24 protein-coding genes are annotated in these 23004 nt (G+C 70.3%); 19 read left to right on the top strand and 5 right to left on the bottom strand.

All coding sequences use genetic code 11. The features are described from left to right. The first annotated feature begins 385 nt into the window (after positions 1-385). Positions 386-907 (top strand): TIGR02444 family protein, encoded by a 522-nt coding sequence (locus CRP50_RS23190; RefSeq protein WP_097281585.1) that lies wholly within the window; start codon positions 386-388, stop codon positions 905-907. Here the strand turns inward: CRP50_RS23190 and CRP50_RS23195 are convergent. The 4 genes from CRP50_RS23195 to CRP50_RS23210 form a co-directional block, all read right to left on the bottom strand. After that, entirely contained in the window at positions 879-1517 is a 639-nt protein-coding gene (locus CRP50_RS23195) for a 3'-5' exonuclease (protein WP_097281586.1), read from the bottom strand. The genes CRP50_RS23190 and CRP50_RS23195 overlap by 29 nt on opposite strands. Further along, positions 1514-3343: a putative nucleotidyltransferase substrate binding domain-containing protein gene (locus CRP50_RS23200; RefSeq protein ID WP_097281587.1), complete on the bottom strand. Its 1830-nt coding sequence runs from the start codon at positions 3341-3343 to the stop codon at positions 1514-1516. The genes CRP50_RS23195 and CRP50_RS23200 overlap by 4 nt, the downstream gene beginning before the upstream one ends. Before the next feature lie 180 nt (positions 3344-3523). Beyond that, entirely contained in the window at positions 3524-5200 is a 1677-nt protein-coding gene (locus CRP50_RS23205) for a cation acetate symporter (RefSeq protein ID WP_097281588.1), read from the bottom strand. Between the two features lies 1 nt (position 5201). Further along, positions 5202-5510, bottom strand: a complete 309-nt coding sequence (locus CRP50_RS23210) for a DUF485 domain-containing protein (RefSeq protein ID WP_097281589.1) — start codon at positions 5508-5510, stop codon at positions 5202-5204. Positions 5511-5989: 479 nt separating this feature from the next. Here CRP50_RS23210 and CRP50_RS23215 point away from each other — a divergent pair, with 479 nt between their 5' ends. The 18 genes from CRP50_RS23215 (at position 5990) to rpsD (ending at position 22058) form a co-directional block, all read left to right on the top strand. Beyond that, on the top strand, positions 5990-7111 hold the full coding sequence (locus tag CRP50_RS23215) for a hydrogenase small subunit (protein WP_097281590.1): 1122 nt from the start codon (positions 5990-5992) through the stop codon (positions 7109-7111). Between the two features lie 22 nt (positions 7112-7133). Then, positions 7134-8924 (top strand): nickel-dependent hydrogenase large subunit, encoded by a 1791-nt coding sequence (locus CRP50_RS23220; protein WP_097281591.1) that lies wholly within the window; start codon positions 7134-7136, stop codon positions 8922-8924. Positions 8925-8940: 16 nt separating this feature from the next. Further along, positions 8941-9663 (top strand): Ni/Fe-hydrogenase, b-type cytochrome subunit, encoded by a 723-nt coding sequence (gene cybH / locus CRP50_RS23225; RefSeq protein ID WP_097281592.1) that lies wholly within the window; start codon positions 8941-8943, stop codon positions 9661-9663. Then, positions 9660-10265, top strand: coding sequence for a HyaD/HybD family hydrogenase maturation endopeptidase (locus CRP50_RS23230; protein ID WP_097281593.1), 606 nt, complete (start codon positions 9660-9662; stop codon positions 10263-10265). Before cybH ends, CRP50_RS23230 begins: the two co-directional genes overlap by 4 nt. 11 nt (positions 10266-10276) lie before the next feature. Continuing rightward, positions 10277-10585 carry a HypC/HybG/HupF family hydrogenase formation chaperone gene (locus CRP50_RS23235; protein WP_097281594.1) on the top strand — a complete coding sequence of 103 codons (309 nt, stop codon included), beginning with the start codon at positions 10277-10279 and terminating at the stop codon, positions 10583-10585. 75 nt (positions 10586-10660) lie between these two features. Further along, entirely contained in the window at positions 10661-11470 is an 810-nt protein-coding gene (locus CRP50_RS23240) for a hydrogenase expression/formation C-terminal domain-containing protein (protein ID WP_097281595.1), read from the top strand. After that, positions 11467-12033: a [NiFe]-hydrogenase assembly chaperone HybE gene (gene hybE / locus CRP50_RS23245; protein ID WP_141415236.1), complete on the top strand. Its 567-nt coding sequence runs from the start codon at positions 11467-11469 to the stop codon at positions 12031-12033. Before CRP50_RS23240 ends, hybE begins: the two co-directional genes overlap by 4 nt. Beyond that, positions 12030-13241 carry a nickel-dependent hydrogenase large subunit gene (locus CRP50_RS23250; protein WP_097281597.1) on the top strand — a complete coding sequence of 404 codons (1212 nt, stop codon included), beginning with the start codon at positions 12030-12032 and terminating at the stop codon, positions 13239-13241. Before hybE ends, CRP50_RS23250 begins: the two co-directional genes overlap by 4 nt. After that, the gene (hypA, locus tag CRP50_RS23255; RefSeq protein ID WP_097281598.1) at positions 13234-13575 is read left to right on the top strand and encodes a hydrogenase maturation nickel metallochaperone HypA; all 342 of its coding nucleotides are present in this window, start codon (positions 13234-13236) and stop codon (positions 13573-13575) included. The genes CRP50_RS23250 and hypA overlap by 8 nt, the downstream gene beginning before the upstream one ends. Next, positions 13575-14477 (top strand): hydrogenase nickel incorporation protein HypB, encoded by a 903-nt coding sequence (gene hypB, locus CRP50_RS23260; RefSeq protein ID WP_097281599.1) that lies wholly within the window; start codon positions 13575-13577, stop codon positions 14475-14477. Before hypA ends, hypB begins: the two co-directional genes overlap by 1 nt. After that, entirely contained in the window at positions 14474-15589 is a 1116-nt protein-coding gene (locus CRP50_RS23265) for a hydrogenase maturation protein HypF (protein WP_097281600.1), read from the top strand. The genes hypB and CRP50_RS23265 overlap by 4 nt, the downstream gene beginning before the upstream one ends. A 12-nt stretch (positions 15590-15601) precedes the next feature. Continuing rightward, complete coding sequence (locus CRP50_RS23270) at positions 15602-15838, top strand: HypC/HybG/HupF family hydrogenase formation chaperone (RefSeq protein WP_097281601.1); 237 nt, start codon at positions 15602-15604, stop codon at positions 15836-15838. Further along, the gene (gene hypD, locus CRP50_RS23275; RefSeq protein WP_097281602.1) at positions 15835-16962 is read left to right on the top strand and encodes a hydrogenase formation protein HypD; all 1128 of its coding nucleotides are present in this window, start codon (positions 15835-15837) and stop codon (positions 16960-16962) included. Before CRP50_RS23270 ends, hypD begins: the two co-directional genes overlap by 4 nt. Next, complete coding sequence (gene hypE, locus CRP50_RS23280; RefSeq protein WP_097281603.1) at positions 16959-18002, top strand: hydrogenase expression/formation protein HypE; 1044 nt, start codon at positions 16959-16961, stop codon at positions 18000-18002. Before hypD ends, hypE begins: the two co-directional genes overlap by 4 nt. Before the next feature lie 173 nt (positions 18003-18175). After that, on the top strand, positions 18176-19732 hold the full coding sequence (locus CRP50_RS23285) for an inorganic phosphate transporter (RefSeq protein ID WP_097281604.1): 1557 nt from the start codon (positions 18176-18178) through the stop codon (positions 19730-19732). A 28-nt stretch (positions 19733-19760) separates the two neighbouring features. Beyond that, positions 19761-20795 carry a substrate-binding domain-containing protein gene (locus CRP50_RS23290; protein ID WP_097281605.1) on the top strand — a complete coding sequence of 345 codons (1035 nt, stop codon included), beginning with the start codon at positions 19761-19763 and terminating at the stop codon, positions 20793-20795. 7 nt (positions 20796-20802) lie between these two features. Then, complete coding sequence (locus CRP50_RS23295) at positions 20803-21270, top strand: GNAT family N-acetyltransferase (protein ID WP_097281606.1); 468 nt, start codon at positions 20803-20805, stop codon at positions 21268-21270. A 173-nt stretch (positions 21271-21443) separates the two neighbouring features. Next, positions 21444-22058 (top strand): 30S ribosomal protein S4, encoded by a 615-nt coding sequence (gene rpsD / locus CRP50_RS23300; RefSeq protein ID WP_097281607.1) that lies wholly within the window; start codon positions 21444-21446, stop codon positions 22056-22058. A gap of 669 nt (positions 22059-22727) precedes the next feature. Here rpsD and CRP50_RS25710 read toward each other — a convergent pair. Further along, a partial coding sequence (locus CRP50_RS25710; protein ID WP_245913665.1) for an integrase core domain-containing protein occupies positions 22728-23004 on the bottom strand: 277 nt, incomplete at its 5' end.

The raw sequence follows: 23004 nt of genomic DNA on the forward strand, positions 1-23004 counted from the left end.
CCCTACGGTCATTCTTTTCGGTCGCCGCTCTGCGGCAGCGTCCCCAACGACGACCACAGTAAGCGATACGAAGTTCACGTCAAGAGTTTTAGCATGACGTATACGTCACTCAAGCCGCAAATTTGCCCGCCGTCACGGGGCGCCGAGCGGCTGTGGCCGGGGAAATAGCGCTTTTGCGCCGCACCATGACGTATAGGGAAGGCGGAGGACGGAGCGTCTTCCTTGGGTTGATCGGGAGGTGCGGTGCACGCGGCTAAAGTGGATGATGCCTGGGCCCTAAGCCGTCCGACTTAGGCCGCAGGGAGAGGTGTCGCCGCCATGCCCGTTGCGTCGACGCCGCAGCGGCCCCACTTCGGCGGCACCGCCTCCCCGCGCCGGAGCCTTCATGCCGAATCCGATGCTCGCCGACCACGCCTTCTGGCGCTTCTCCCTCGACCGTTACGGCCGCCCCGGTGTGGCGGAGGCCTGCCTGGCGCTGCAGGACCGCCGCGGTGCCGACGTGAACGTGGTGCTGCTGGTCCTGTGGCAGGCGGAGCAGGGGCGGGGGCTGGCGGAGTCGACCCTGTCGGCGGTGCTGGCGGCGTCGCGCGACTGGCAGGCGCAGGTGGTCGGCCCGGTCCGCGCGGCGCGGCGGGCCGCCAAGCGGGCGGCGGAGGCGGGTGATGCGGCGGCGGCGGCGCTCTACCCGCGCCTGAAGGAAGCGGAACTGGCCTGCGAGCACGCCGAGCAGACGGCGCTGGCGGCCCTGGTGCCGGCGGAGGCGGCGGGCCCGCCCGACCGGCGCGCGGCGGAACTGGGCTTGCGCGCCTATCTGGCGACCCTGCCCGGCGGGCCGGCGGCGCAAGAGGTGGACTGGCTGGCGGTGCTGGTGACGGCCGTCAGTCCCGCGGCTTCGCATCCTCGCTGAGCTTGACGTAGACCAGCGCCGTCATCAGGGCGTCGTTGAAGGCGTCGTGCGCCTCCCGCTCCGGCAGGGCAAGGGCCTGCAGGATGCTGTGGAGGCGCAGGTCGACGTTGCCGTTGTAGTGGGTGCCGAGGCTCTTCACCCGGCTGTCGTAGTACAGCGCCGAGACGTCCGTCTGCCGGTTGGGCAGGCCGACGCCGAGCCACGGCCGCAGGTACTTGTTCACCATGGCGACGTCGAATTCCAGGTAGTACCCCACCAGCGGCCGGCTGCCGATGAAATGCAGGAACTGGTCGAGCGCCTCGCGCACCGGCAGGCCGTCGGCGACGTCCATCTCGCGCAGCCGGTTGATCTTGATGGCGTCGGCGCCGATGCCCCGTTCGGGCCGCACGATCAGCTCCAGCCGCCGGCTCGCCAGCACGCGGTTGTCCTTGATGACGACGGCGCCGATGGACAGCAGCTCGGCGGTGGTGGGGTCGAGGCCGGACGTCTCGCAGTCGAAGCACACCAGCTCGCCGCTGGTATCCGGCTCGAACAGGAAGCCGTAGGCCGGGTCCTTCAGCCGGCGGCGGCCGATGGCGGTCTTCAGGCCGTGCAGCAGGGCGAAGGTCATGAGAAGGCGGCCAACTTGAAGTGGTGGGCGAGCAGGCTCTTGAATTCCTTCACCAGCAGCAGGCTGTCCTTCAGCACGTCGCGCTGCAGCTTGTGCAGGGTGCGGGTCTGCACGAAGTTGTCGCTGCCCTCGGCGTCGCGCGCCATCTGCTCCAGCCGGGCCTTCAGGCGCAGGTCGAGCAGGAAGGCCAGCGCGTCCGACAGGTCCTCGGCGAACTTGCGGTCGAGCACGCCGAGGCGCGCCAGCTCGGTGATGCGGTCGAAGGTGTTGGTGTCCTCGATGTGCTTTTCCAGTGCCAGGGCGCGGGCGCCGTGGACGATGGGGAAGACGCCGCCCTTCTTGATGTCGAGCATGCCGGCGTGCTCGTGCTTCTCGACGATCAGCTGGTGGAACAGGCCGATGGGCGTGTCGAACATCATCACCGGCTTGGCGAAGTGGCTGAAGAAGGCCTGGTTGTCCTGCAGCCGGCGGAACAGCCCGGCGCGTACCTGCGCGAGCAGGGAGGCGTCGCCGGCCACGTAGGCGCTGTCGGTGAAGGCGGCGAGCGCGAGGTGGCTCTCCTCGCTCGGCTGCGTCATCCAGCGGTGGATGGCGGCGTCGAACTCGCCGGCGGTGCGCACCCAGGCCTGGTTGGTGACCATCATGTCGCCGGGGCAGGGCGGGTAGCCGAAGGCGAGCAGGGCGCGGTTGAAGTTGGCGCAGAACCCGGCGATCAGCTCCGGCCGCAGCCCGTGGCCGTCGCGCAGGATCAGCGCGTTGTCCTGGTCGGTGCGCAGGATCTGCTCACCGCGGCCTTCCGAGCCCATGACGATGAGGCAGCTGTTGGCGCGCACCTCCGGCGGGGCGAGGAAGTCGAACAGCTTGGCGAAGATCTTGCGGTTGAGCGCCGTCACCAGTTCCGTCACGTGGCGGATCTTGACGCCGGAGCCGTGCAGGGCGGTGACCAGCGGCACCATGCCCTCGCTGGCACGCTTCAGGTCCTCGATGGTGGCGGCGCGCTCCACCTGGGTGGTCACCAGATGGCTGTGGCTCGACATGTAGCTGAGCAGGTCGGTCAGCTCCAGCACGCCGAATACCGCGCCGTCCTTCAGCACCGGCAGGCGCTTGACGCCGTGCTTGGTCATCAGGATCTGGGCGTTGAACAGGAAATCCTCGGCCTCGATGGTCACCGGGTCGTAGGTGCAGATGTCGCCGACCGGCGTTTCCAGCGGCCGCTCGTCGAGGATGATGGCCTCGCGGATGTCGGTGCCCGACAGCACGCCGACGCGCCCCGTCGGCGTCGAGACGAGCAGGCTGGTCGCCCGCTTCTCCTTCATCATGCGCGCCGCCAGGCGCACGGAGGTGTCGGCGGCGGTGAAGATGGGCGGGTGCAGGTAGGCTTCCTCGACGCGGGCGATCATGAACGAGGCCATGCCGCGGGTGGACAGCATTTCCGCCTGGGCTTCCAGCTTCTCCGTCAGGCTCTGGAACCAGAAGCGCTCGAACTCGGGGTTGTCCTGGGTGAGCTTGAGGAACAGCACCTTGGGCAGCAGGTAGGAGATGGTCTCCTCCGCCGCCTCGAAGCGGTTGCCGGCGCCGTCCTTCAACAGCGCCAGGGCGTCGAAGGCGTCCTTGGTGGTGTAGGTGTTGACGATCTCGCCGTCTGGGCCGCGTTCCGCCACGTGGCCCTTGATGACCACGAACAGGTGATCGGGGCTCGTGTCGGCGTCGATGAGCAGGTCGCCGCCCCGGTAGTAGCCGATGTCGAGTGCCGCCATCACGGCGTCGCGCTCGCGCGGGCGCAGCCGGTCGAAGGGCGGGGCGGAGAAGTCGAAGTGCTTGGGCATGGCGGGGCTCGCATCACCTGGGGCGGCCCGGCGCGGCTGGTCCGCGGTCGGGGCCGGGCGGCATCACATCACGAAACGCTCATGAAAAAAATGCCCCGAAAGCCATAGGGCCTTCGGGGCGTCGACACTGCGATCCGGCCCGCCGCCGCCGGTAGGGCGACGGAGGGCCGGAGGTCGGGATCAGTGCGCCGAGGCGCCCTCGGCACCGATGCCGGTCTGCGAGCGGACGTACTGGTCGTCGAAGGCCCGACGCTCGTCTTCCGCCTGCTTGGAGTTGTCGAGCAGCGAGAAGATCCAGATGCCGAGGAAGGCGGCGGTCATCGAGAAGATGGCCGGGTTCTTCCAGGGCACGATCGGGCTCTCGTTGCCCAGCACCTCGACCCACACGGTCGGGCCGAACACCACCAGGGCGACCGCCGTGGCGAGGCCCAGGAAGCCGCCGTAGAAGGCGCCCTTGGTGGTCAGCTTCTTCCAGAACATGCTGTAGAACAGCACCGGGAAGTTCACCGAGGCCGCGATGGCGAAGGCGAGGCCGACCATGAAGGCGATGTTCTGCTTCTCGAAGGCGATGCCGAGGAACACGGCGACGACGCCGAGCACCAGGGTGGTCATCTTGGAGACGCGCATCTCGTCCTTGTCGGTCGCATGGCCCTTCTTGATGACCATGGCGTAGAGGTCGTGCGACACCGCCGAGGCGCCCGACAGCGTCAGGCCGGCGACCACCGCGAGGATGGTGGCGAAGGCGACGGCCGAGATGAAGCCGAGGAAGAAGTCGCCGCCCACCGCCTTGGACAGGTGGATGGCCGCCATGTTGTTGCCGCCGATCAGCGCGCCGGCCGCGGTGGTGAACTCGGGGTTGCCGAGCACCAGCACGATGGCGCCGAAGCCGATGACGAAGGTGAGGATGTAGAAGTAGCCGATGAAGCCGGTGGCGAAGAACACCGACTTGCGGGCTTCCTTGGCGTCGGCCACCGTGAAGAAGCGCATCAGGATGTGCGGCAGGCCGGCGGTGCCGAACATGAGCGCGAGGCCGAGCGAGATGGCGTCCAGCGGGTCCTTCACCAGGCCGCCCGGGGCCATGATGGCGGTGCCCTTGGCGTGCACTTCGGTGGCGGCGGTGAACAGCTTCTCGAAGCTGAAGCCGTAGTTGTAGAGCACCATCACGGCCATGAAGGTGGCGCCCGACAGCAGCAGCACGGCCTTGATGATCTGCACCCAGGTGGTGGCCAGCATGCCGCCGAACATCACGTAGGCGATCATCAGTGCGCCGACGATGACGACGGCGACCATGTAGTCGAGGCCGAACAGCAGCTGGATCAGCTTGCCGGCGCCCACCATCTGCGCGATCAGGTAGAGTGCGACGACGGTCAGCGTGCCGCAGGCCGACAGGGTGCGGATGGGCTTCTGCTGCAGGCGGAAGCTGGCGACGTCGGCGAAGGTGAACTTGCCGAGGTTGCGCAGCCGCTCGGCCACCAGGAACAGGATGACCGGCCAGCCGACCAGGAAGCCGATGGAGTAGATCAGCCCGTCGAAGCCCGACGCGAACACCAGCGCCGAAATGCCGAGGAACGACGCCGCCGACATGTAGTCGCCGGCGATGGCGAGGCCGTTCTGGAAGCCGGTGATGCCGCCGCCGGCGGTGTAGAAGTCCTTGGCGGACTTGGTCTGGCGCGCGGCCCAGTAGGTGATGCCGAGCGTGCCGGCCACGAAGGCCAGGAACATGACGATGGCGACCCAGTTGGTCGCCTGCTTCTGCACGGCGCCTTCGATGGCGCCGGCGGCCAGCGCCAGCCCGGGCAGGGCGGCGGCGGCCACGCCGGCGGACGCGGCGAGGACGCGAGTGGAAAGACGGCTCATCTTACTTCGCCTCCTCGATGATCTGGCGGGTCAGGTCGTCGAATTCGCCGTTGGCCCGCTTGACGTAGACGCCGGTGAGCAGGAAGGCGGAGACGATGATGGCGACCCCGATGGGGAAGCCGACCGTGGTGGTGGCCCCTTCCCACAGCGGCGTGCCGAGGCTGGCCGGTGCGAAGGCGATCACGAGGATGAAGCCGTAGTAGATGGCGAGCATGACGGCCGAAAGCGTCCAGGCGAAGGTGCTGCGCTTCTGGCACAGCTCCTGGAACTTCGGATTCCGCCTCACCTTTTCATTGATGTCAGCGCTCATTATGGAGGCCCCCTTGTCGTTAGACGAAGGCGCGCACTCCATGCCGGCGGTGCATGGCAAGACGTTTCTTCCATGTCCGCGACGCATGGGTCGCGTTCTTATTTTTGCGGTGCAACGTATCCCCCGGACCCCGATTCTCCAAGCGGATTCGCCGCGTCTCAGCCAAAAAAACCGCGCCGCAACCGAGCGTTTCCCTAGGGAAAGCGGGCGAAGTGGCTGATATGTCCGCGAAAAGCCGCAAATACCCGAGCCACCCGCTCGGGTAGCCGCCCGGCCCGCCCGAAGCGGTAAAGACCTACTTCACCACTGGGATATATTACATATTTTTTGCGTAGTTCCTCCTGCCGTGTTATGAGCGGTGAGTGGAACCGTGGCCATGCGGTCCGGCGCGGGGGAGCGGCGGGGCGGAACAGGGCGGTCGCAGGGGCGGTCACGGGCCGGCGACTCGACAAGCAAGCAAGAGAGGGGGAAGCGCCGCCATGGGCCAGCGCCTCGAGACGTTCTACGACGTGATCCGTCGCCGCGGCGTGTCCCGTCGCAGTTTCCTGAAGTTCTGCAGTCTCACGGCGGCCAGCCTCGGGCTCGGCCCGACCATGGCGGCGCGCATGGCGGAAGCCATGGAGACCAAGCCGCGCATCCCGGTGATCTGGCTGCACGGCCTGGAATGCACCTGCTGCACGGAAAGCTTTATCCGCTCCGCCCATCCGCTGGTGGCGGACGTACTGCTGTCCATGATCTCGCTCGATTACGACGACACCATCATGGCGGCCGCCGGCCACCAGGCGGAGGCGATCCTCGACGAGACGCTGAAGGAGCACTACGGCAACTACATCCTGGCCGTGGAGGGCAACCCGCCGCTGGCCGAGGACGGCGTGTTCTGCATTCCCGGCGGCGAGCCCTTCGTCAACAAGCTGAAGCGCATGTCGGCGGGCGCCAGCGCCGTCATCGCCTGGGGCTCCTGCGCCTCGTGGGGCTGCGTGCAGGCGGCCAAGCCGAACCCGACGCAGGCCACCCCCATCCACAAGGTCATCACCGACAAGCCGGTCATCAAGGTGCCCGGCTGCCCGCCCATCGCCGAGGTGATGACGGGCGTGGTGACCTACATGCTCACCTTCGGCACGCTGCCCGAACTCGACCGCCAGGGCCGGCCGAAGATGTTCTACAGCCAGCGCATCCACGACAAGTGCTACCGCCGGCCGCACTTCGACGCCGGCCAGTTCGTCGAGGAATGGGACGACGAGGGCGCCCGCAAGGGCTACTGCCTCTACAAGATGGGCTGCAAGGGTCCGACCACCTACAACGCCTGTTCTTCGGTGCAGTGGAACGAGGGCGTGTCGTGGCCGGTGAAGTCGGGCCACGGCTGCCTCGGCTGCTCGGAAGAGGATTTCTGGGACAAGGGCAGCTTCTACTCGCGCCTGGAGACCATCGAGGGCTTCGGGGTGGAGGGCACTGCCGACGAGATCGGCATCGCTGCCGCCGGGGCGGTGGGGGCGGGCATCGCCGCCCATGCCGCCGCCAGCGCCGTGAAGCGCATCGTCCAGAAGCCGACCACGCACGACCGCCGCCCGCAGGACGGGTCCGGCACCGGCGACCACGCCTGAGCGCCGAGGGGGAGACAGAGCAATGACCATGGTGACGCCCAACGCCGCCAACCTGGATGCCTCCGGCCGCCGCGTGGTGGTCGACCCGGTGACCCGCATCGAAGGCCACCTGCGCCTGGAAGTGAACGTCGATGACGCCAACGTCATCACCAATGCCGTGTCCACCGGCACCATGTGGCGCGGCATCGAACTGATCCTGAAGGGCCGCGACCCGCGTGACGCCTGGGCCTTCGTGCAGCGCATCTGCGGCGTCTGCACCGGCACCCACGCGCTGACCAGCGTGCGCGCGGTGGAAGACGCCCTCGGCATCCAGATCCCCGAGAACGCCAACACCATCCGCAACATCATGCAGCTGGCGCTCTACGTGCACGACCATCTGGTGCACTTCTACCACCTGCATGCGCTGGACTGGGTGGACGTGGTCTCGGCCCTGTCGGCCGACCCCAAGGCGACGTCGGAACTGGCGCAGAGCGTCTCGGCCTGGCCGCTCAGCTCGCCGGGCTACTTCCGCGACCTTCAGGGGCGCCTGAAGAAGTTCGTCGACGGCGGCCAGCTCGGCCCGTTCAAGAACGGCTATTGGGGTCACCCGGCCTACAAGCTGCCGCCCGAGGCCAACCTGATGGCGGTGGCGCATTACCTGGAAGCGCTCGACTTCCAGAAGGAAATCGTCAAGATCCACGCCATCTTCGGCGGCAAGAACCCGCACCCGAACTGGCTGGTCGGCGGCGTGCCGGCGCCCATCAACGTCAACGCCACGGGCGCGGTGGGGGCGATCACCATGGAGCGGCTGAACCTCGTCAGCTCCATCATCGACCGCACGCTGCAGTTCGTGGAACAGGTCTACCTGCCCGACCTCATGGCCATCGCCTCCTTCTATAAGGACTGGGGCGCCATCGGCGGTGGTCTGTCGTCGCTCAACATCCTGTCCTACGGCGACATCCCGGAACGCGCCAACGACTACTCGGCCGACAGCCTGCTGCTGCCGCGCGGCGCCATCATCGGCGGCGACCTGACCAAGGTGCACGAGGTCGACCTGCGCGACCCGTCGGAGATCCAGGAGTTCGTGTCGCACTCCTGGTACAAGTACGCCGACGAGGGCAAGGGCCTGCATCCGTGGGACGGCGTGACCGAGGTCAACTTCGACCCCGGCCCCGGCTTCAAGGGCACCAAGGACAAGATCGAGCAGTTCGACGAGTCCTCCAAGTACAGCTTCCTCAAGGCGCCGCGCTGGAAGGGCCACGCCATGGAGGTGGGGCCGCTGGCGCGCTACGTCCTCGGCTACGTCCAGGGCAACCCCGAGTTCAAGGAGCCGGTGGACAAGCTGCTGCGCGACCTCGACGTGCCGCTGGAGGCGGTGTTCTCCACCCTCGGCCGCACCGCGGCGCGCGGTCTGGAATGCCAGTGGGCGGCCGAGAAGCTGAAGCACTTCCACCTGAAGCTGATCGCCGCCATCAAGGCCGGCGACACGGCGACCGCCAGCACCGACAAGTGGAAGCCGGAAACCTGGAAGGCCGACGCCAAGGGGGTGGGCTTCACCGAGGCGCCGCGCGGCGCGCTCGGCCACTGGATCCACATCCAGAACGGCAAGATCGCCAACTATCAGGCCGTCGTGCCGACCACCTGGAACGGCAGCCCGCGCGACCCGGCCGGCAACGTCGGCGCCTTCGAGGCCTCCCTGCTCGGCACGCAGATGCACGACCCGCACCTGCCGCTGGAGATCCTGCGCACCATCCACAGCTTCGACCCCTGCCTCGCCTGTTCGACCCACGTCATGAGCCCCGACGGCTCCGACGTGACCGTCACCGTCCGCTGACCGGGAGGGCCGCGCCATGAGCGCCTATACGAGCAAGGAAGCGCTGAAGGAAGTCGAAGCCCTCGGCGCGCGGCAGGCCAGCATCTACGTCTACGAGGCGCCGGTGCGCCTGTGGCACTGGGTCAATGCGCTCGCCATGACCGTGCTGGCCGTCACCGGCTGGTTCATCGCGAGCCCGCTGCCGAGCGTGCCCGGCGAGGCGAGCGCCAACTTCCTGATGGGGACGATCCGCTTCGTGCACTTCGCCGCCGGTTACGTGCTCGCCATCGGGTTCCTCGGCCGCATCTACTGGGCCTTCGTCGGCAACCGCCACGCCCGGCAGATCTTCTACGTGCCGGTGTGGGACGCCCAGTGGTGGCGGGAAATCGTGTTCGAGGCCAAGTGGTACGCCTTCCTCGAACGCGACCCGAAGAAGTACGTCGGCCACAACCCGCTGGCGCACTTCGCCATGTTCAGCGTGTTCGTGACGACGACCGTCTTCATGATCGTCACCGGCTTCGCCCTCTATGCCGAGGGAACGGGCATGGACAGCTGGCAGTACGCCCTGTTCGGCTGGGTGATCGCCCTGTTCGGCGACACCTACAGCATCCACACCTGGCATCACGTGGGCATGTGGGTGCTGGTGATCTTCGTCATGGTGCACGTCTACGCCGCCATCCGCGAAGACATCATGAGCCGCCAGACCATGATCTCGACCATGGTCAACGGCCTGCGCAGCTACAAGGACGATCAACCATGAGCGCGCCCATGGCTGCGGAAGAGGGGCCGTCCTACGACACCCTCGTCCTCGGCATCGGCAATCTGCTGTGGGCCGACGAAGGCTTCGGCGTGCGGGTGGTGGAGGAAATCCACCGCCGCTACGCCATGGCCGCCGGCGTCATGGTGCTCGACGGCGGCACGCAGGGGCTCTACCTGGAGCCCTGGGTGCGGCGGGCGCGGAACCTGCTGGTGTTCGACGCCATCGACTGGGGCGACGACCCTGGTACGCTCCGTGTGGTGCGCGGCGACGAAGTGCCGCGCTTCATGGGCTGCCGCAAGATGAGCCTGCACCAGACCGGCTTCCAGGACGTGCTGGCGGCCGCCGCCCTCATGGGCGGCGGGCCGTCGGACATGGTGCTGGTGGGCATCCAGGCCGTGGAGCTGGACGACTGGGGCGGATCGCTGCGGCCGCAGGTGCGCGCCCGCATGGACGAGGCCATCGCCCTCGGCCTCGCCGAACTGGAACGCTGGGGCCGCCCGGCGACGGAACGCGACCGGCCGCTCGACCGCCTCACCGGGCTGGTCGGCAACGGCTTCGACATCGACAGCTACGAGGCCGGCGGCGCCTCCACCGGAGGCTGACAGTCGTGTGCATGGGCATCCCGCTGCGACTGACGGAGGTGGCCGCCGACGGCGAGTCCGCCCTCGGCGAAAGCCGCGACGGCCGCCACGTCGAGCGCCTGGACCTGCGCCTCGTCGGGCCGCAACCGTTGGGCGGCTGGGTGCTCGCCTTCCTCGGCGCCGCCCGCTCGGTGCTGACGGCGGCGGAGGCGGCGCAGGTCGCCGACGCCCTGGAGGCGGTGGCGGCGGTGCAGCGCGGCGAGGGCATCGACCACCTGTTCGCCGACCTGATCGACCGCGAGCCCGAACTGCCCGACCACCTCAAGGACGCCTCGGCCTGAGCCCGCGACAACGGACCTGAGGCACGCAGCACAAGCAACACCGTCGACAGCCGACGGATCGGAGGAGACAGAGCCATGATCGGACCCAGCCTCGGCGACGCCTTCCTCGCGCTGCGCCCCACCAACCCCGACGGCGACCAGCGGCCGCGCGGCTTCTCGGACGCCGAACTGGCGGCCATGACGGCGGGCCGTGCCGCCCTGGACGCGGCGCTGGCGGCCCTGCGCGGCCACCGCATCGACACCGACCCGCCGGTGCGCATCGACCTCTCCGCCCTGCCGGAGGCCGACGCCCGGCTGGTGGACGAAGTGCTCGGCGAGGGCGAGGTGCAGGTGAAGCTGGCCGACGGCACCCGTGTGCAGGAAAGCGTCATGCCCGGCCTGTGGCGGGTGAAGACGGCGGCGGCGAGCTGGCTCGAGGTCGCCGACATCCCCGCCGTGGTGCGCGAGGCGGTGCGGCCGCTGCCGGCCGCCGTGGTCGTGCCGGCGGAGGACCGCATCCCGCGCGGCGCCATGAACATCCGCCCGGTGCTCGGCGAGTTGCGCGACGCCGCCGCCGCCCGTGCCGACGACCCGCGCGCCGGTGGCGGCTGGCACGAGGTGAACCTGACCCTGCTGCCCATGACGCCCGTCGACCTCATGGTGCTGGAAACCCAGCTCGGCGGCGACGGCCCGGTGGACATCCTGTCGCGCGGCTACGGCAACTGCCGCATCGTGTCCACCGGCATCCGCAATGTGTGGCGGCTCATGTATTTCAACGCCGACGACAAGATGATCCTGCATGTTCTCCAAGTCGGCGACGTGCCTGCGGCGGCCCTTGCCGCGCAGGACGATTTGGCCGACAGTGCGGAACGACTGCACGACATTCTTGGAGCTTATTACTCGTGACGGCTGTGTCCCCCGACGTCGTTCTCGCGCGTTCCGTTGCCCTCGAAGACGCCTACCGGCGGGTGGAGGAGGGCGCAATGCGCGGCCTGCCGGTCCACAACGCCGCCCTGCGGGTGGAAGCGCTCGGCTTCCGGCCGTGGGACCTGGAGGCGGCGGGGTTCGGGCAGGCGCTGCTCGGCGTCGTGGTGACGCCGTGGTGCATGAACGTGGTGCTGCTGCCCGCCGAGGCCTCCGGCTGGGCGGACCTGGAGGAGGGGGCGAAGCACGACCTCGACCTGCCGTGCGGTCGCGTCACCTTCACCGCCGGTCGGCTGGAGGGCGTCGGCCCGCTGCTGACCTGTTCCCTGTTCTCGCCCATGCAGGACTTCGCCGACCACGACGGCGCCATGATCACCGCCCGCTTCGCCCTCGGCGACCTGCTGACGCCGCCGCCCGCCGAGGCGCCGGCGCCCGAGCCGCGCCGCCGCCGCACCGAAGGCCCGGCCCCCATGGGTGGTCCGGACCTCAGTCGGCGCGCCGCCCTCGGCATGAGCCGCACGCCGCGCGGGCGCACGCCGCGATGAGACCGCGCGGCGAACGCATCGACGTTCGCCTGCGCCTCGGCCCGGAGCGGGTCGAGCGGGTCGACATTCTTTCGGACCGTACCACCACCGCCGCCGCCGTGCTGGAAGGCAAGCCGGTGCAGGACGCCCTCGGCCTGCTGCCGCTGCTCTTCGCCCTGTGCGGCGTCGGCCAGCTGACCGCCGGCCTGCGCGCCGTGGAGGCCGCCATGGGCATCGTGGTGCCGCCGCAGGAACGGGTGGCGCGGGCGCTGCTGGTGGCGGCCGAAACGGTGTCGGAACACGCCACTCGCATGCTGGTTGACTGGCCGCGGCTCATCGGCGCCGAGGCGGACATCGAAGGCGCCCGCCGGGTGCGCGAGGCGGCGGCGGCGCTGCAGCGGGCGCTCTATCCCGATCCGCGGCTGCGCGGTCGCATCGGCGGCGGGGCGGGGCCGGTCGCCGCGGTGGCGGTGGCCTCGGCGGCCGAACTGGCCGGGGCCGTGGCCGACGCCGTGCTCGGCGCGCCGGCCGGCGTCATGGCCGACGCCGGCGACCTGGCGGACTGGATCGACGGCGCCGATACCATGCCGGCGCAGGTGCTGCGGGCGGTGCTGCGCGAGGGGCTGGCCGATGCCGGCGTGTCGCGGGTGCCGCTGCTGCCGGCCATCGACCCCTACCGGCTGGCGGCCCGCCTCGACCGTACCGACGTCGCCGCCTTCCTGCGGGCGCCGGAGTGGGACGGCGTCGTCTACGAGACCGGTCCGCTGGCCCGGCACGGCGCGCAGCCGGCGGTGGCGGCCCTGCGGGCGCGGCACGGCGACGGCGTCCTGGCGCGGCTGGCGGCGCGGGTCGTCGAGACGGCGGTGGAGGCGCGGAAAATCGTTCGCCTGGCACCCACGTCGTGCGATACTACCGCCACCGTCGAAGAACCCGCCGGGCCCGCCGCAGGGGCAGGAGATGCGGCCGTGCACTGGGGGCTCGGAGTCGAGGAAGCGGCGCGCGGCCGGCTGTTCCACCACGTGGTGGTGGCGCATGGGCGGGTGGCGCGCTGGCGTATCCTCGCGCCGACGGAATGGAACTTTCATGCTCGGGGTGCGCTGGCGGAAGGCTTGCGCCGCCTGCCGGTGTCCGATGCGGCGCGGGTGCGGCGGGCGGCCGACTGGATGGTCATGGCGCTCGACCCCTGCGTCGCCTGCGCGGTGCGGGTGGAGGGACCGGCCCATGCATGAGATGTCGCTGGTCGCCGGCATCATGCGCATCCTCGAAGACGAGGCGCGGGCGCAGCAGTTCTCGCGGGTGCGGACCGTGGTGCTGGAGGTGGGCGGCCTCAGCCACGCCGATGCCGAGGCCCTGCGCTTCGCCTTCGAGGCGCAGAAGCCGGGCACCCTGGCGGCGGCGGCGCGCCTCGACATCGTGACGACGCCCGGCACGGCCTGGTGCATGGATTGCGCCGAGCCCGTGCCGCTCGCCCGGCGCGGCGACGCCTGTCCGCGCTGCGGCGGCTACAAGCTTCAGGTCACCGCGGGCGAAGACCTGCGGGTGAGGGAATTGGAGGTCGAGTGATGTGCACCGTCTGCGGCTGCGGTGAAGGCAAGGTCGAGTCCGGCCCCGGCCATCACCACCACCATGGCCATGGTCACGACCATGACTACCATCATCACCACCACACCGCCGCGGATGCGGAGCACGCGGCCCTGCACGCCGCCGGCGTGCCGCACACCCACGACGGCCACGACCACATCCACTACGGCACCGGCGCCGCCGGCGTCTCGGTCGCCGGGATGGATCAGGCGCGGCTGGTGAAGATCGAGCGCGACGTGCTCGGCCACAACGATCGTCTGGCCGCGGTCAATCGCGTCCGCTTCGCCGCCGCCGGGGTGCTGGCGGTGAACCTGGTCTCCAGCCCCGGCTCGGGCAAGACGACGCTGCTGTGCGAGACGACGCGCGCCCTGCTGCCGCGCATGCCCGTGGCGGTGGTGGAAGGCGACCAGCAGACCACCTTCGACGCCGACCGCATCCGCGAGACCGGCGCACCCGCCATCCAGGTGAACACCGGCAAGGGCTGCCACCTGGACGCCGCCATGGTCGCCGACGCCTGCGACCGCCTGCCGCTGTCGCGCGGCACGGTGCTGTTCATCGAGAACGTCGGCAATCTGGTGTGCCCGGCCGCCTTCGACCTGGGCGAGGCGGCGCGCGTCGTGATCCTGTCGGTGACCGAGGGCGAGGACAAGCCGCTCAAGTACCCCGACATGTTCGCCGGCGCCGACCTCATGATCCTCAACAAGATCGACCTGCTGCCGCACGTGCGGTTCGACGTGGCGCGCTGCATCGACTATGCCCGCCGGGTCAATCCGGGGCTGCCGGTGATCGAGGTCTCGGCGACGTCACACCAGGGCCTGCACAAGTGGCTCGGCTGGATCGAGGAGCGGCGCGACGCCCTGGTCGCGGCGCCGTCCGGCGCATGAGCGCTCCGCTCGCCGATCTGGTGGCGGTGGATCTGGCGCTGCCGCGGGCGGTGCCGGCGGTGCTTGGCATGGGCGCCTTCCTGAAGAACACCGTTTCCGTGGTCGCCGATGGGCGGGCCTGGGTGTCGCGCGACGTCGGCCACACCGACACCGCCGCCGCCATCGCCCGCATGGAGCGTCTGGCCCGCGACCTGCCGGCGGCGCTCGGCGTGCGGCCGGTGGCGGTGGCGCGCGACCTGCACCCGGACTTCCCGTCCAGCCGCTTCGCCGCCCTGCTGGCGGAGGAATGGGGCGTCCCCGTGGTGCCGGTGCAGCACCACCACGCCCACGTCGCCGCCGTCGCCGCCGAGCATGGCCACGACGGCCCGCTGCTCGGCCTCGCCTTCGACGGTTTCGGCCTCGGGCCGGGGGATGAGGCGTGGGGCGGCGAACTGCTGCAGGTGGACGCCGGCCGCCTGGAGCGCCTCGGCCATCTCGGCCTCCTGTTGCAGCCGGGCGGCGACGTCGCGGCCCGCGAGCCCTGGCGCATGGGTGCCGCCGCCCTGCACGCCCTCGGGCGAGGCGACGAGGTGGTGCGGCGGTGGGCCGCCTACCCGGCGGCGCGTCTGCTGCCGGCGATCATGACGCGCGGGCTGAACTGCCCGGCGACGTCCTCGGCCGGCCGGCTGTTCGACGCCGCCTGCGGCCTTTTGAACGTACATCCCCTGGCGGAGTTCGAGGGCGAGGCGCCCATGGCGCTGGAAGCCCTGGCGACGGCGCCGCGGGTGCTCGAAGGCGGCTGGGCGGTGGGCGCCGACGGCGTCCTCGACCTGACGCCCCTGCTGGCGGCCCTGGCCGACTGCGGCGATGCGGCGGAAGGCGCCAACCTGTTCCACGGCACCTTGGCGGCCGCCGTCGCCGACTGGGTGCTGACGCTCCGCCGCCATCGGCCGGACCTGCCGCGCACCGTCGCCTTCGCCGGCGGGTGCTTCTACAACAAGGTGCTGTCGGCCGATCTGGCGGCGCGGCTGGAAGCGCGCGGCCTCGCCGTGCTGCGGCCCCGCCGTCTCGGCCCCGGCGACCCCGCCGTCAGCCTGGGCCAGGCCTGGGCGGCGGCCTGTTCCCCACTCTGAGGAGAGCGCGCCATGTGTCTGGCGATCCCCGCCAAGGTGGTCGACCTGCTGCCCGACGCCATGGGCCGCGTCAGTATCGAGGGGGTGGAGAAGGTGGTCAGCCTCGCCCTGCTCGACGACGTGGCGGTCGGCGACTACGTGCTGCTGCACGTCGGCTACGCGCTGTCGCGCATCGACCCGGAGGAAGCCGCCAAGACCCTGGCGCTGCTGAAGGAAATGGGAACCCTGGCCGAGGAGCTGGAGGCATGAAGTACGCCAGCGAGTTCCGTGACGGCGCGCTCGCCCGCAAGGTCGCCGCCGCCATCGCCACCGACTGCGAGCCTGGCCGCGCCTATACCCTCATGGAGTTCTGCGGCGGCCACACCCACACCATCGCCCGCTACGGCCTGGAAGACCTGCTGCCGCCGGCGGTGCGGCTGGTCCACGGCCCCGGCTGTCCGGTCTGCGTGCTGCCGGTCGGGCGCATCGACACGGCGGTGGAGCTGGCGCGCGACCACGGCGTCATGCTGTGCACCTACGGCGACATGGTGCGCGTGCCCGGCTCCGGTCGCGAGAGCCTGCTGAAGGCCAAGGCCGCCGGCGCCGATGTGCGCATGGTGTGGTCGACGCTGGACGCCCTGCGCCTCGCCCGCGAGAACCCCGACCGCCAGGTGGTGTTCTTCGCCATCGGCTTCGAGACCACGACGCCGCCGACGGCGCTGGCCCTGAAACAGGCCAAGGCCGAAAACCTGAAGAACTTCAGCGTGTTCTGCAATCATGTGATGACGCCGCCGGCGATGCGGGCCGTCCTCGACGACGGCGAGGCCATCCCGCTGCAGGGCATCGTGGCGCCGGGCCACGTCTCCACCGTCATCGGCACGGCGCCCTACCAGCCCTTCGCCGACCGCGGCCAAGCCATGGTGGTGGCGGGGTTCGAGCCGCTGGACCTGCTGCAGGCCATCGCCATGCTGGTGCGCCAGATCAACGAGGGCCGCCCGCGGGTGGAGAACGCCTACGTCCGCGCCCTCACGCCCGAGGGCAACCCCAAGGCCCGCGCCGTCATCGCCGAAACCCTGACCTTGCGGCCGTCGTTCGAGTGGCGGGGGCTCGGCACGCTGCCCGACAGCGCCCTGCGCATCGCCGACGCCTATGCCGACTTCGATGCCGAGCGGCGCTTCGCCGTGCCCTACCGCGCCGTGCCCGATCCCAAGTCCTGCGCCTGTGCCGACATCGTGCGCGGGCGCAAGCGGCCGGAGGACTGCAAGCTGTTCGGCACCGCCTGCACGCCGGATACGCCCATCGGCTCGTGCATGGTGTCGGGCGAGGGGGCCTGCGCCGCCCATTGGCTCTACGGCCGCCACCGTGATCCGTCGCAGAGGAGACTGTCCGCATGAGCCGCCGCCTGTTCCCGCAGCCCCTCGACCTGGCGAACGGCCGCGTCGACATGAGCCACGGCGCCGGCGGCCGCGCCATGGCGCAGCTGGTGTCGGAACTGTTCGCCGCCGCCTTCGAGAACGACTACCTGGCCCAGGGCAACGATGCCGCCATGATGAGCCCGCCGCCCGGCCGGCTGGTCATGTCGACGGACGGCTACGTCATCTCGCCGCTGTTCTTCCCCGGCGGCGACATCGGGTCGCTCGCCGTGCACGGCACCGTCAACGACATCGCCATGGCCGGCGCCCGGCCGCTGTGGCTGTCGGCCGGCTTCATCATCGAGGAGGGCTTCCCGCTCGCCGACCTCGCCCGCATCGTCGAGTTCATGGCCGGCGCCTGCAAGGCCTGCGGCGTGCCGCTGGTGACCGGCGACACCAAGGTGGTGGAGCGCGGCAAGGGCGACGGCCTGTTCATCACCACCACCGGCGTCGGCGTGGTGCCGGAGGGCCTGCACATCGCTGGCGACGCCATCCGGCCGGGCGACGCGGTGCTGGTGTCGGGCACCCTCGGCGACCACGGCATCGCCGTGCTGTCCAAGCGCGAGAACCTGGACTTCGACACCGACATCGTCAGCGACAGCGCGCCGCTGCACGACCTGGTGGCGGCCATGGTGGCGGCGGTGCCCGAGATCCACACCCTGCGCGACCCGACCCGCGGCGGCGTGGCGGCGACGCTGAACGAGCTTGCCAACCAGTCGGGCGTCGGGCTGATCCTGCAGGAGGCGGCCCTGCCCATCCGCCCCGCCGTCCGCGGCGCCTGCGAGATGCTCGGCATCGACCCGCTGGGCGTCGCCAACGAGGGCAAGCTGCTCGCCTTCTGCCCCGCCGAGCGGGCGGAACGGCTGCTCGCGGTGATGCGCGCCCACCCGCTCGGCCGCGACTCCGCCATCATCGGCCGGGCGGTGGAGGACGACCGCCGCCTCGTGCAGATGGAAACCGAGTTCGGCGGCGCCCGCGTCGTCGAGTGGCTGAACGGCGAGCAACTGCCGCGCATCTGCTGAGCCCGAAGCGGACCGCGCGCGGCGGTGGTGCCGCCGTGGGGAGGCCTTGCCTCCACAGCCTGTGCCTGTCATAAAAGCGCCAAATATTCGTAACACGAGGCTCCGTCGATCGTTGACCCGACGGAGCCTCGTTGCACGTTCCGCGCTGACTGACACCGACCGGCAGGTATTCCGTGGCGAAAAAGACCACCCTCGACAAGGACCTCGCGAAGCTCGTCCGCATTGAGGAGGCCACGGCGGCGACCGGCCGCCGCACCGGCGCCCTCGGGCTCGCGCTACTGTTCCTCGCGGCCGTCTTCGCCTTCACGGTGACCATCACCGAAGGGCAATACGCCTCCTTCATCATCGCGGCCGGCGTCATCGGCGGCTACATGGCGCTGAACATCGGCGCCAACGACGTCGCCAACAACGTCGGGCCGGCGGTCGGGTCGCGCGCCCTGACCATGGTGGGCGCGCTGGTCGTGGCGGCGGTGTTCGAGGCGCTGGGCGCGCTGGTCGCCGGTGCGGACGTGGTGTCGACCATCTCCAAGGGCATCGTCGACCCCTCGGCACTGGCCGACAGCCAGGTCTTCGTGCGGGCCATGATGTCGGCGCTGCTGGCCGGGGCGCTGTGGATCAACCTGGCGACCGCCATCGGCGCGCCGGTCTCCACCACCCACTCCGTGGTCGGCGGCGTGCTCGGGGCCGGCATCGCCGCTGCCGGGTTGTCGGCGGTCAACTGGGGCACCACCGGCACCATCGTCGCCAGTTGGGTGATCTCGCCCCTGCTGGGCGGCGGCATCGCGGCCTTCGCCCTGTGGTTCATCACGGCGATGGTGCTGGAGAAAGAGGACAAGCTGACGGCCGCCCGCCGCTGGGTGCCGGTGCTGGTGGCGGTGATGACCTTCGCCTTCACCCTCTACCTCATCATGAAGGGCCTGAAGCAGCTGTGGGTGCCGCCGCCGGGCCTGGCGTGGCTCATGGCCGCCGTGGCCGCCGCCGCCGCCTGGGCGGGCACGCGGCCGCTGGTCGCCCGCCGCGCCCTGACGCTGGAAAACCGCCGCCGGCCCGTGGGCGAGCTGTTCCGCTGGCCGCTCATCTTCTCGGCGGCGCTGCTGTCCTTCGCCCACGGCGCCAACGACGTCGCCAACGCCGTCGGTCCGCTGGCGGCGGTGGTGGCGGCGGTGGAGGCTGGTGCCGTCGAGGCCAAGGTGGTGGTGCCGAGCTGGGTGCTGGTGGTGGGCGCCCTCGGCATCGTCTGCGGCCTTTTGCTGTTCGGGCCGAAGCTGATCCGCACCGTCGGCGAGAAGATCACCAAGATGGACCCGGCGCGGGCGTTCTGCGTCGCACTGGCCGCCGCCGTGACGGTCATCGTCGCGTCGGAACTCGGCCTGCCGGTGTCGTCCACCCACATCGCCGTCGGCGGCGTGTTCGGTGTCGGCTTCTTCCGCGAGTTCCGCACCAACCGCTATGTCTGGCACTGGCGGGAGATGAACCCCGACGTGGCGCTGACCGCCGGCGGCATCCCGACCGGCGCCGCCACCGGCCACGCCGACGCCGCCGCGCCCCAGGACGATGCCGTTCCGGCCCAGCTGCTGGAAAAGAGCCGCCGCCGGGCCGAGAAGGCGAAGCGCCGCCGCCTGGTGCGCCGTCAGCACATGACCACCATCGCCGCCGCCTGGGTGGTGACGGTTCCCCTTGCAGCCCTGCTCTCTGCCGTTATCTTCCTGGTCTGGTCGGCGTTCGTCTGAGCGCCTCGCAGCAGGAGAGGCAGTTTTCATGATCGGCAAGCGTCTGCTGGCGGCGGGTCTCGTCGCCTGCGCGGTCGTCGCCGCGCCCCACGCCGCCCCGGCCCAGCAGCCGGCGCGCGACACGGTGCGGGTGACGGGCTCGTCCACCCTCTACGGCTACGCCACCCGCGTCGCCGAGGCTTTCGGCAGGGTCAGCCGCCACCGCACGCCGGTCGTCGAGTCGTCGGGGACGGGCGGCGGCTTCGCCCGGTTCTGCGCCGGGCTCGACCTCAACTCGCCGGACGTGGTGCTGGCGTCGCGCCGGGTGTTCGACAGCGAGATCGAGGCCTGCCACGACAACACCGTCGACGACATTTCCGAGTTCAAGGTCGGCTACGGCGGCCTCGTGGTGGTCCGTGCCGCGGGCGCCGAGCCGCTCGACCTGACGCGCCGCCAGCTGTGGCTGGCACTCGCCGCCCAGGTGCCGGTCAACGGCCGGCTGGTCGACAACCCCAACCGCACGTGGCGCGACCTCGGCCCCGGCCTGCCCGACACGGCCATCCGCGTCTACGGCCCGCCGCCCACCTCGGGCACGCGCGACAGCCTGGTGCGCCTGGCGCTCGAGCCGGCCTGCGAGGCCGACAGCTACGTCGCCGCCCTGCCGGAGGCGGAGAAGCGCCAGGTGTGCGGCGCCCTGCGCGAAGACGGCGCCTTCATCAATGCCGGCGAGGACGACTCCGATCTGGTCAAGCGCGTCGCCGGCAACCCGGAAGCGGCGGGCATCGTCGGCTTCCATGTGGCGAAGGAGGCGCCCGATCGCCTGGGTTACGCCGCCATCGAAGGCGTGACACCGTCGGTCGAGGCCATCCGCGACGGCCGCTACCCGCTGATCCGGGCCCTCTACTTCTATCTGAAGGACGATCACCTGGGCCGCGTCGCCGGGCTGAAGGCCTTCGTGCAGGCCTTCCTGTCCGACGAGGCGGTGGGGCCCGAGGGCTATCTGGTGGACGAGGGGCTGATCCCGCTGGCCCCGACCGAACTGGAGGAGATGCAGGCGCGCGCTAGCGCCCTGGGCGGGTCCTGAGGCCGCCATGGGGCAAGGCACGACCGCCGCGGTGACGCTGCATCGGGTCGACGACACCTGCCGGGCCGACGTGCTGGGCCTGAGGGTGACGGCGGGCCAGGACGGCTTCGTCACCGGCGTCGCGGCCGCCCTGGAGGAGGCCGCCGCCGTGCCCGAATGCGTGCCGCGGGCGGTGCGCGACGGGGCGGGGCGGGTGGTCGGTTTCGTCATGTACGCCCTCGATCGCAACGAGCACGCGCCGTGGATCTACCGCATCCTCGTCGACGCCGCCTGGCAGGGCCGCGGTTTCGGCCGGGCGGCCATGGAGGCGGCGGTGGCCGAGATCGCCGCGGCCTGGCCGCTGCAGCCGCGCGTGTATCTGGGGGTGCGGCCCGACAATACGGGCGCCGTCGCCTTCTACGGCGCCTGCGGCTTCCGCCCCAACGGCCGCACCATCGGCGGCGAGCGGGTGTTGTGGCGCTCCCTGCCGCCGTGACGGCCCTTGGGGCTTGACGGGCGGCGCCGGATGCGCATACTGCGCCCTTCTTCCGGGAATGCGGGCCGGCGCCACGTCGCCAGCCCCGCCCACCAGGGCCTCTCGCAGGCTCGCGGAACGGGACTACCGGACAAAAACCGCTACGTAACCCACTCAACGGATCGAGCATCGCAATGTCGAAGCGTATTGAAGCCAAGTACAAGATCGACCGCCGCCTCGGCGTCAACCTCTGGGGCCGCGCCAAGTCGCCGATCAACAAGCGCGAGTACGGCCCGGGCCAGCACGGCCAGCGCCGCCGCAAGCCCTCCGACTTCGGCACCCAGCTGATGGCGAAGCAGAAGCTGAAGGGCTACTACGCCAACATCAGCGAGAAGCAGTTCCACAAGTACTACGTGGAAGCCGTGCGCCGTAAGGGCGACACCGGCGAGAACCTCGTGGGCCTGCTGGAGCACCGCCTGGACGCCGTGGTCTACCGCATGAAGTTCGTGCCGACCCCGTTCGCCGCCCGCCAGTTCGTGAACCATGGCCACATCCTGGTGAACGGCAAGCGCGTCACCATTTCGTCCTACATGGTCAAGGAAGGCGACGTCGTCGAAGTGCGCGAGAAGTCCCGCCAGATCCCCATGGTGATCGAGGCCGGCGAGTCGGGCGAGCGTGACATCCCCGACTATCTGGAAGTGGACCACAAGGCCCTGCGCGGCACCTTCCTGCGCACGCCGAAGCTGGCCGACATTCCGTACCCGGTCCAGATGGAACCGAACCTGGTGGTCGAGTTCTACAGCCGCTGATCGGCTGTACGACACTCCCATCCGGACGACACGACGCCGGCGGCTCCCGAAAGGGGCCGCCGGTTTCGCATTTGGGGGTGGGGCTTCGGTGCATGGTCCCGCCGACTTGTCTTGGGCGTCGTGGGGCGCCGGCCTCCACGGTGGCGGACGGTGGGCCGTGGATGCCGGGTTCATGGCCGGGCATGAGACTGGAGAGGGGTGGTTGAAGGAGGAGGAGGTGTCATGCGCCCAGCGCCTCGCCGCCAACCCTTTGCACCACCTTCGAAAGTTGTCATGGCCGGACTTGATCCGGCCATCCACGGCGCCACCGGCGGGAGGCATGGGCGCCGTCCTCCGCGGCCGCCGTCCGTGGAGCCGTGGATGCCCGGCTCAAGGCCGCGCATGACAATGGGGGAAGGGCCGAGGCCGGGCGCAAAGGCGTGAGCGGGGCCGAGGGCAGGGACGGTGCGTCACGCGTCCAGTGCCTCGCCGCCAACCCCTTGCACTACCTTCGAAGATTGTCATGGCCGGACTTGATCCGGCCATCCACGGCGTCACCGGTGGGAGGCATGGGCACCGGCCTTCACGGCACCCGTCCATGGAGCCGTGGATTGTATGTTGGCGTCGCTCTCTGAGATGAGAGAGTAGGACGGAACGTGTCAACGATATTGAGACAGTCTTTTCAGCAGTTTAGGCAGCCTGCTGCTCGGAGCTCTTGGGCGGGTTGATCCATGCTGCGGCGGGCAGTTCCGGCGGCCTGGGCCGGCGGCGGACGAAGCGGCCCTGTTGCTTGGCGTAGGCCTCGTCGAGGACAGCTTGACGCTTCCGCCGGATCTCATCGGCGCGGCCGGCATGAACCTGCTGGGGCGTGAGCAGGCCGATGCCGCTGTGGTGGTGCTCGTTGTTGTACCAGGTGAAGAAGTGGCGGCAGAAGGCGCGGGCGTCCTGGATAGAGCCGAAGCGGTCG

This window comes from Caenispirillum bisanense (genome assembly GCF_900230255.1).
In the GTDB taxonomy this organism is placed as follows: Bacteria; Pseudomonadota; Alphaproteobacteria; order Rhodospirillales; family Rhodospirillaceae; genus Caenispirillum; species Caenispirillum bisanense_A.

Coding starts and splice junctions, on each gene's coding strand:
- CRP50_RS23205 (WP_097281588.1), bottom strand. CDS start 5,200: ATGAGCCGTCTTTCCACTCGCGTCCTCGCCGCGTCCGCCGGCGTGGCC.
- CRP50_RS23295 (WP_097281606.1), top strand. CDS start 20,803: ATGGGGCAAGGCACGACCGCCGCGGTGACGCTGCATCGGGTCGACGAC.
- CRP50_RS23200 (WP_097281587.1), bottom strand. CDS start 3,343: ATGCCCAAGCACTTCGACTTCTCCGCCCCGCCCTTCGACCGGCTGCGC.
- hypB (WP_097281599.1), top strand. CDS start 13,575: ATGTGCACCGTCTGCGGCTGCGGTGAAGGCAAGGTCGAGTCCGGCCCC.
- CRP50_RS23190 (WP_097281585.1), top strand. CDS start 386: ATGCCGAATCCGATGCTCGCCGACCACGCCTTCTGGCGCTTCTCCCTC.
- CRP50_RS23220 (WP_097281591.1), top strand. CDS start 7,134: ATGACCATGGTGACGCCCAACGCCGCCAACCTGGATGCCTCCGGCCGC.
- CRP50_RS23270 (WP_097281601.1), top strand. CDS start 15,602: ATGTGTCTGGCGATCCCCGCCAAGGTGGTCGACCTGCTGCCCGACGCC.
- CRP50_RS23210 (WP_097281589.1), bottom strand. CDS start 5,510: ATGAGCGCTGACATCAATGAAAAGGTGAGGCGGAATCCGAAGTTCCAG.
- CRP50_RS23195 (WP_097281586.1), bottom strand. CDS start 1,517: ATGACCTTCGCCCTGCTGCACGGCCTGAAGACCGCCATCGGCCGCCGC.
- cybH (WP_097281592.1), top strand. CDS start 8,941: ATGAGCGCCTATACGAGCAAGGAAGCGCTGAAGGAAGTCGAAGCCCTC.
- hypE (WP_097281603.1), top strand. CDS start 16,959: ATGAGCCGCCGCCTGTTCCCGCAGCCCCTCGACCTGGCGAACGGCCGC.
- CRP50_RS23290 (WP_097281605.1), top strand. CDS start 19,761: ATGATCGGCAAGCGTCTGCTGGCGGCGGGTCTCGTCGCCTGCGCGGTC.
- hypA (WP_097281598.1), top strand. CDS start 13,234: ATGCATGAGATGTCGCTGGTCGCCGGCATCATGCGCATCCTCGAAGAC.
- CRP50_RS23250 (WP_097281597.1), top strand. CDS start 12,030: ATGAGACCGCGCGGCGAACGCATCGACGTTCGCCTGCGCCTCGGCCCG.
- rpsD (WP_097281607.1), top strand. CDS start 21,444: ATGTCGAAGCGTATTGAAGCCAAGTACAAGATCGACCGCCGCCTCGGC.
- CRP50_RS23235 (WP_097281594.1), top strand. CDS start 10,277: ATGGGCATCCCGCTGCGACTGACGGAGGTGGCCGCCGACGGCGAGTCC.
- CRP50_RS23230 (WP_097281593.1), top strand. CDS start 9,660: ATGAGCGCGCCCATGGCTGCGGAAGAGGGGCCGTCCTACGACACCCTC.
- CRP50_RS23215 (WP_097281590.1), top strand. CDS start 5,990: ATGGGCCAGCGCCTCGAGACGTTCTACGACGTGATCCGTCGCCGCGGC.
- CRP50_RS23265 (WP_097281600.1), top strand. CDS start 14,474: ATGAGCGCTCCGCTCGCCGATCTGGTGGCGGTGGATCTGGCGCTGCCG.
- hypD (WP_097281602.1), top strand. CDS start 15,835: ATGAAGTACGCCAGCGAGTTCCGTGACGGCGCGCTCGCCCGCAAGGTC.
- CRP50_RS23240 (WP_097281595.1), top strand. CDS start 10,661: ATGATCGGACCCAGCCTCGGCGACGCCTTCCTCGCGCTGCGCCCCACC.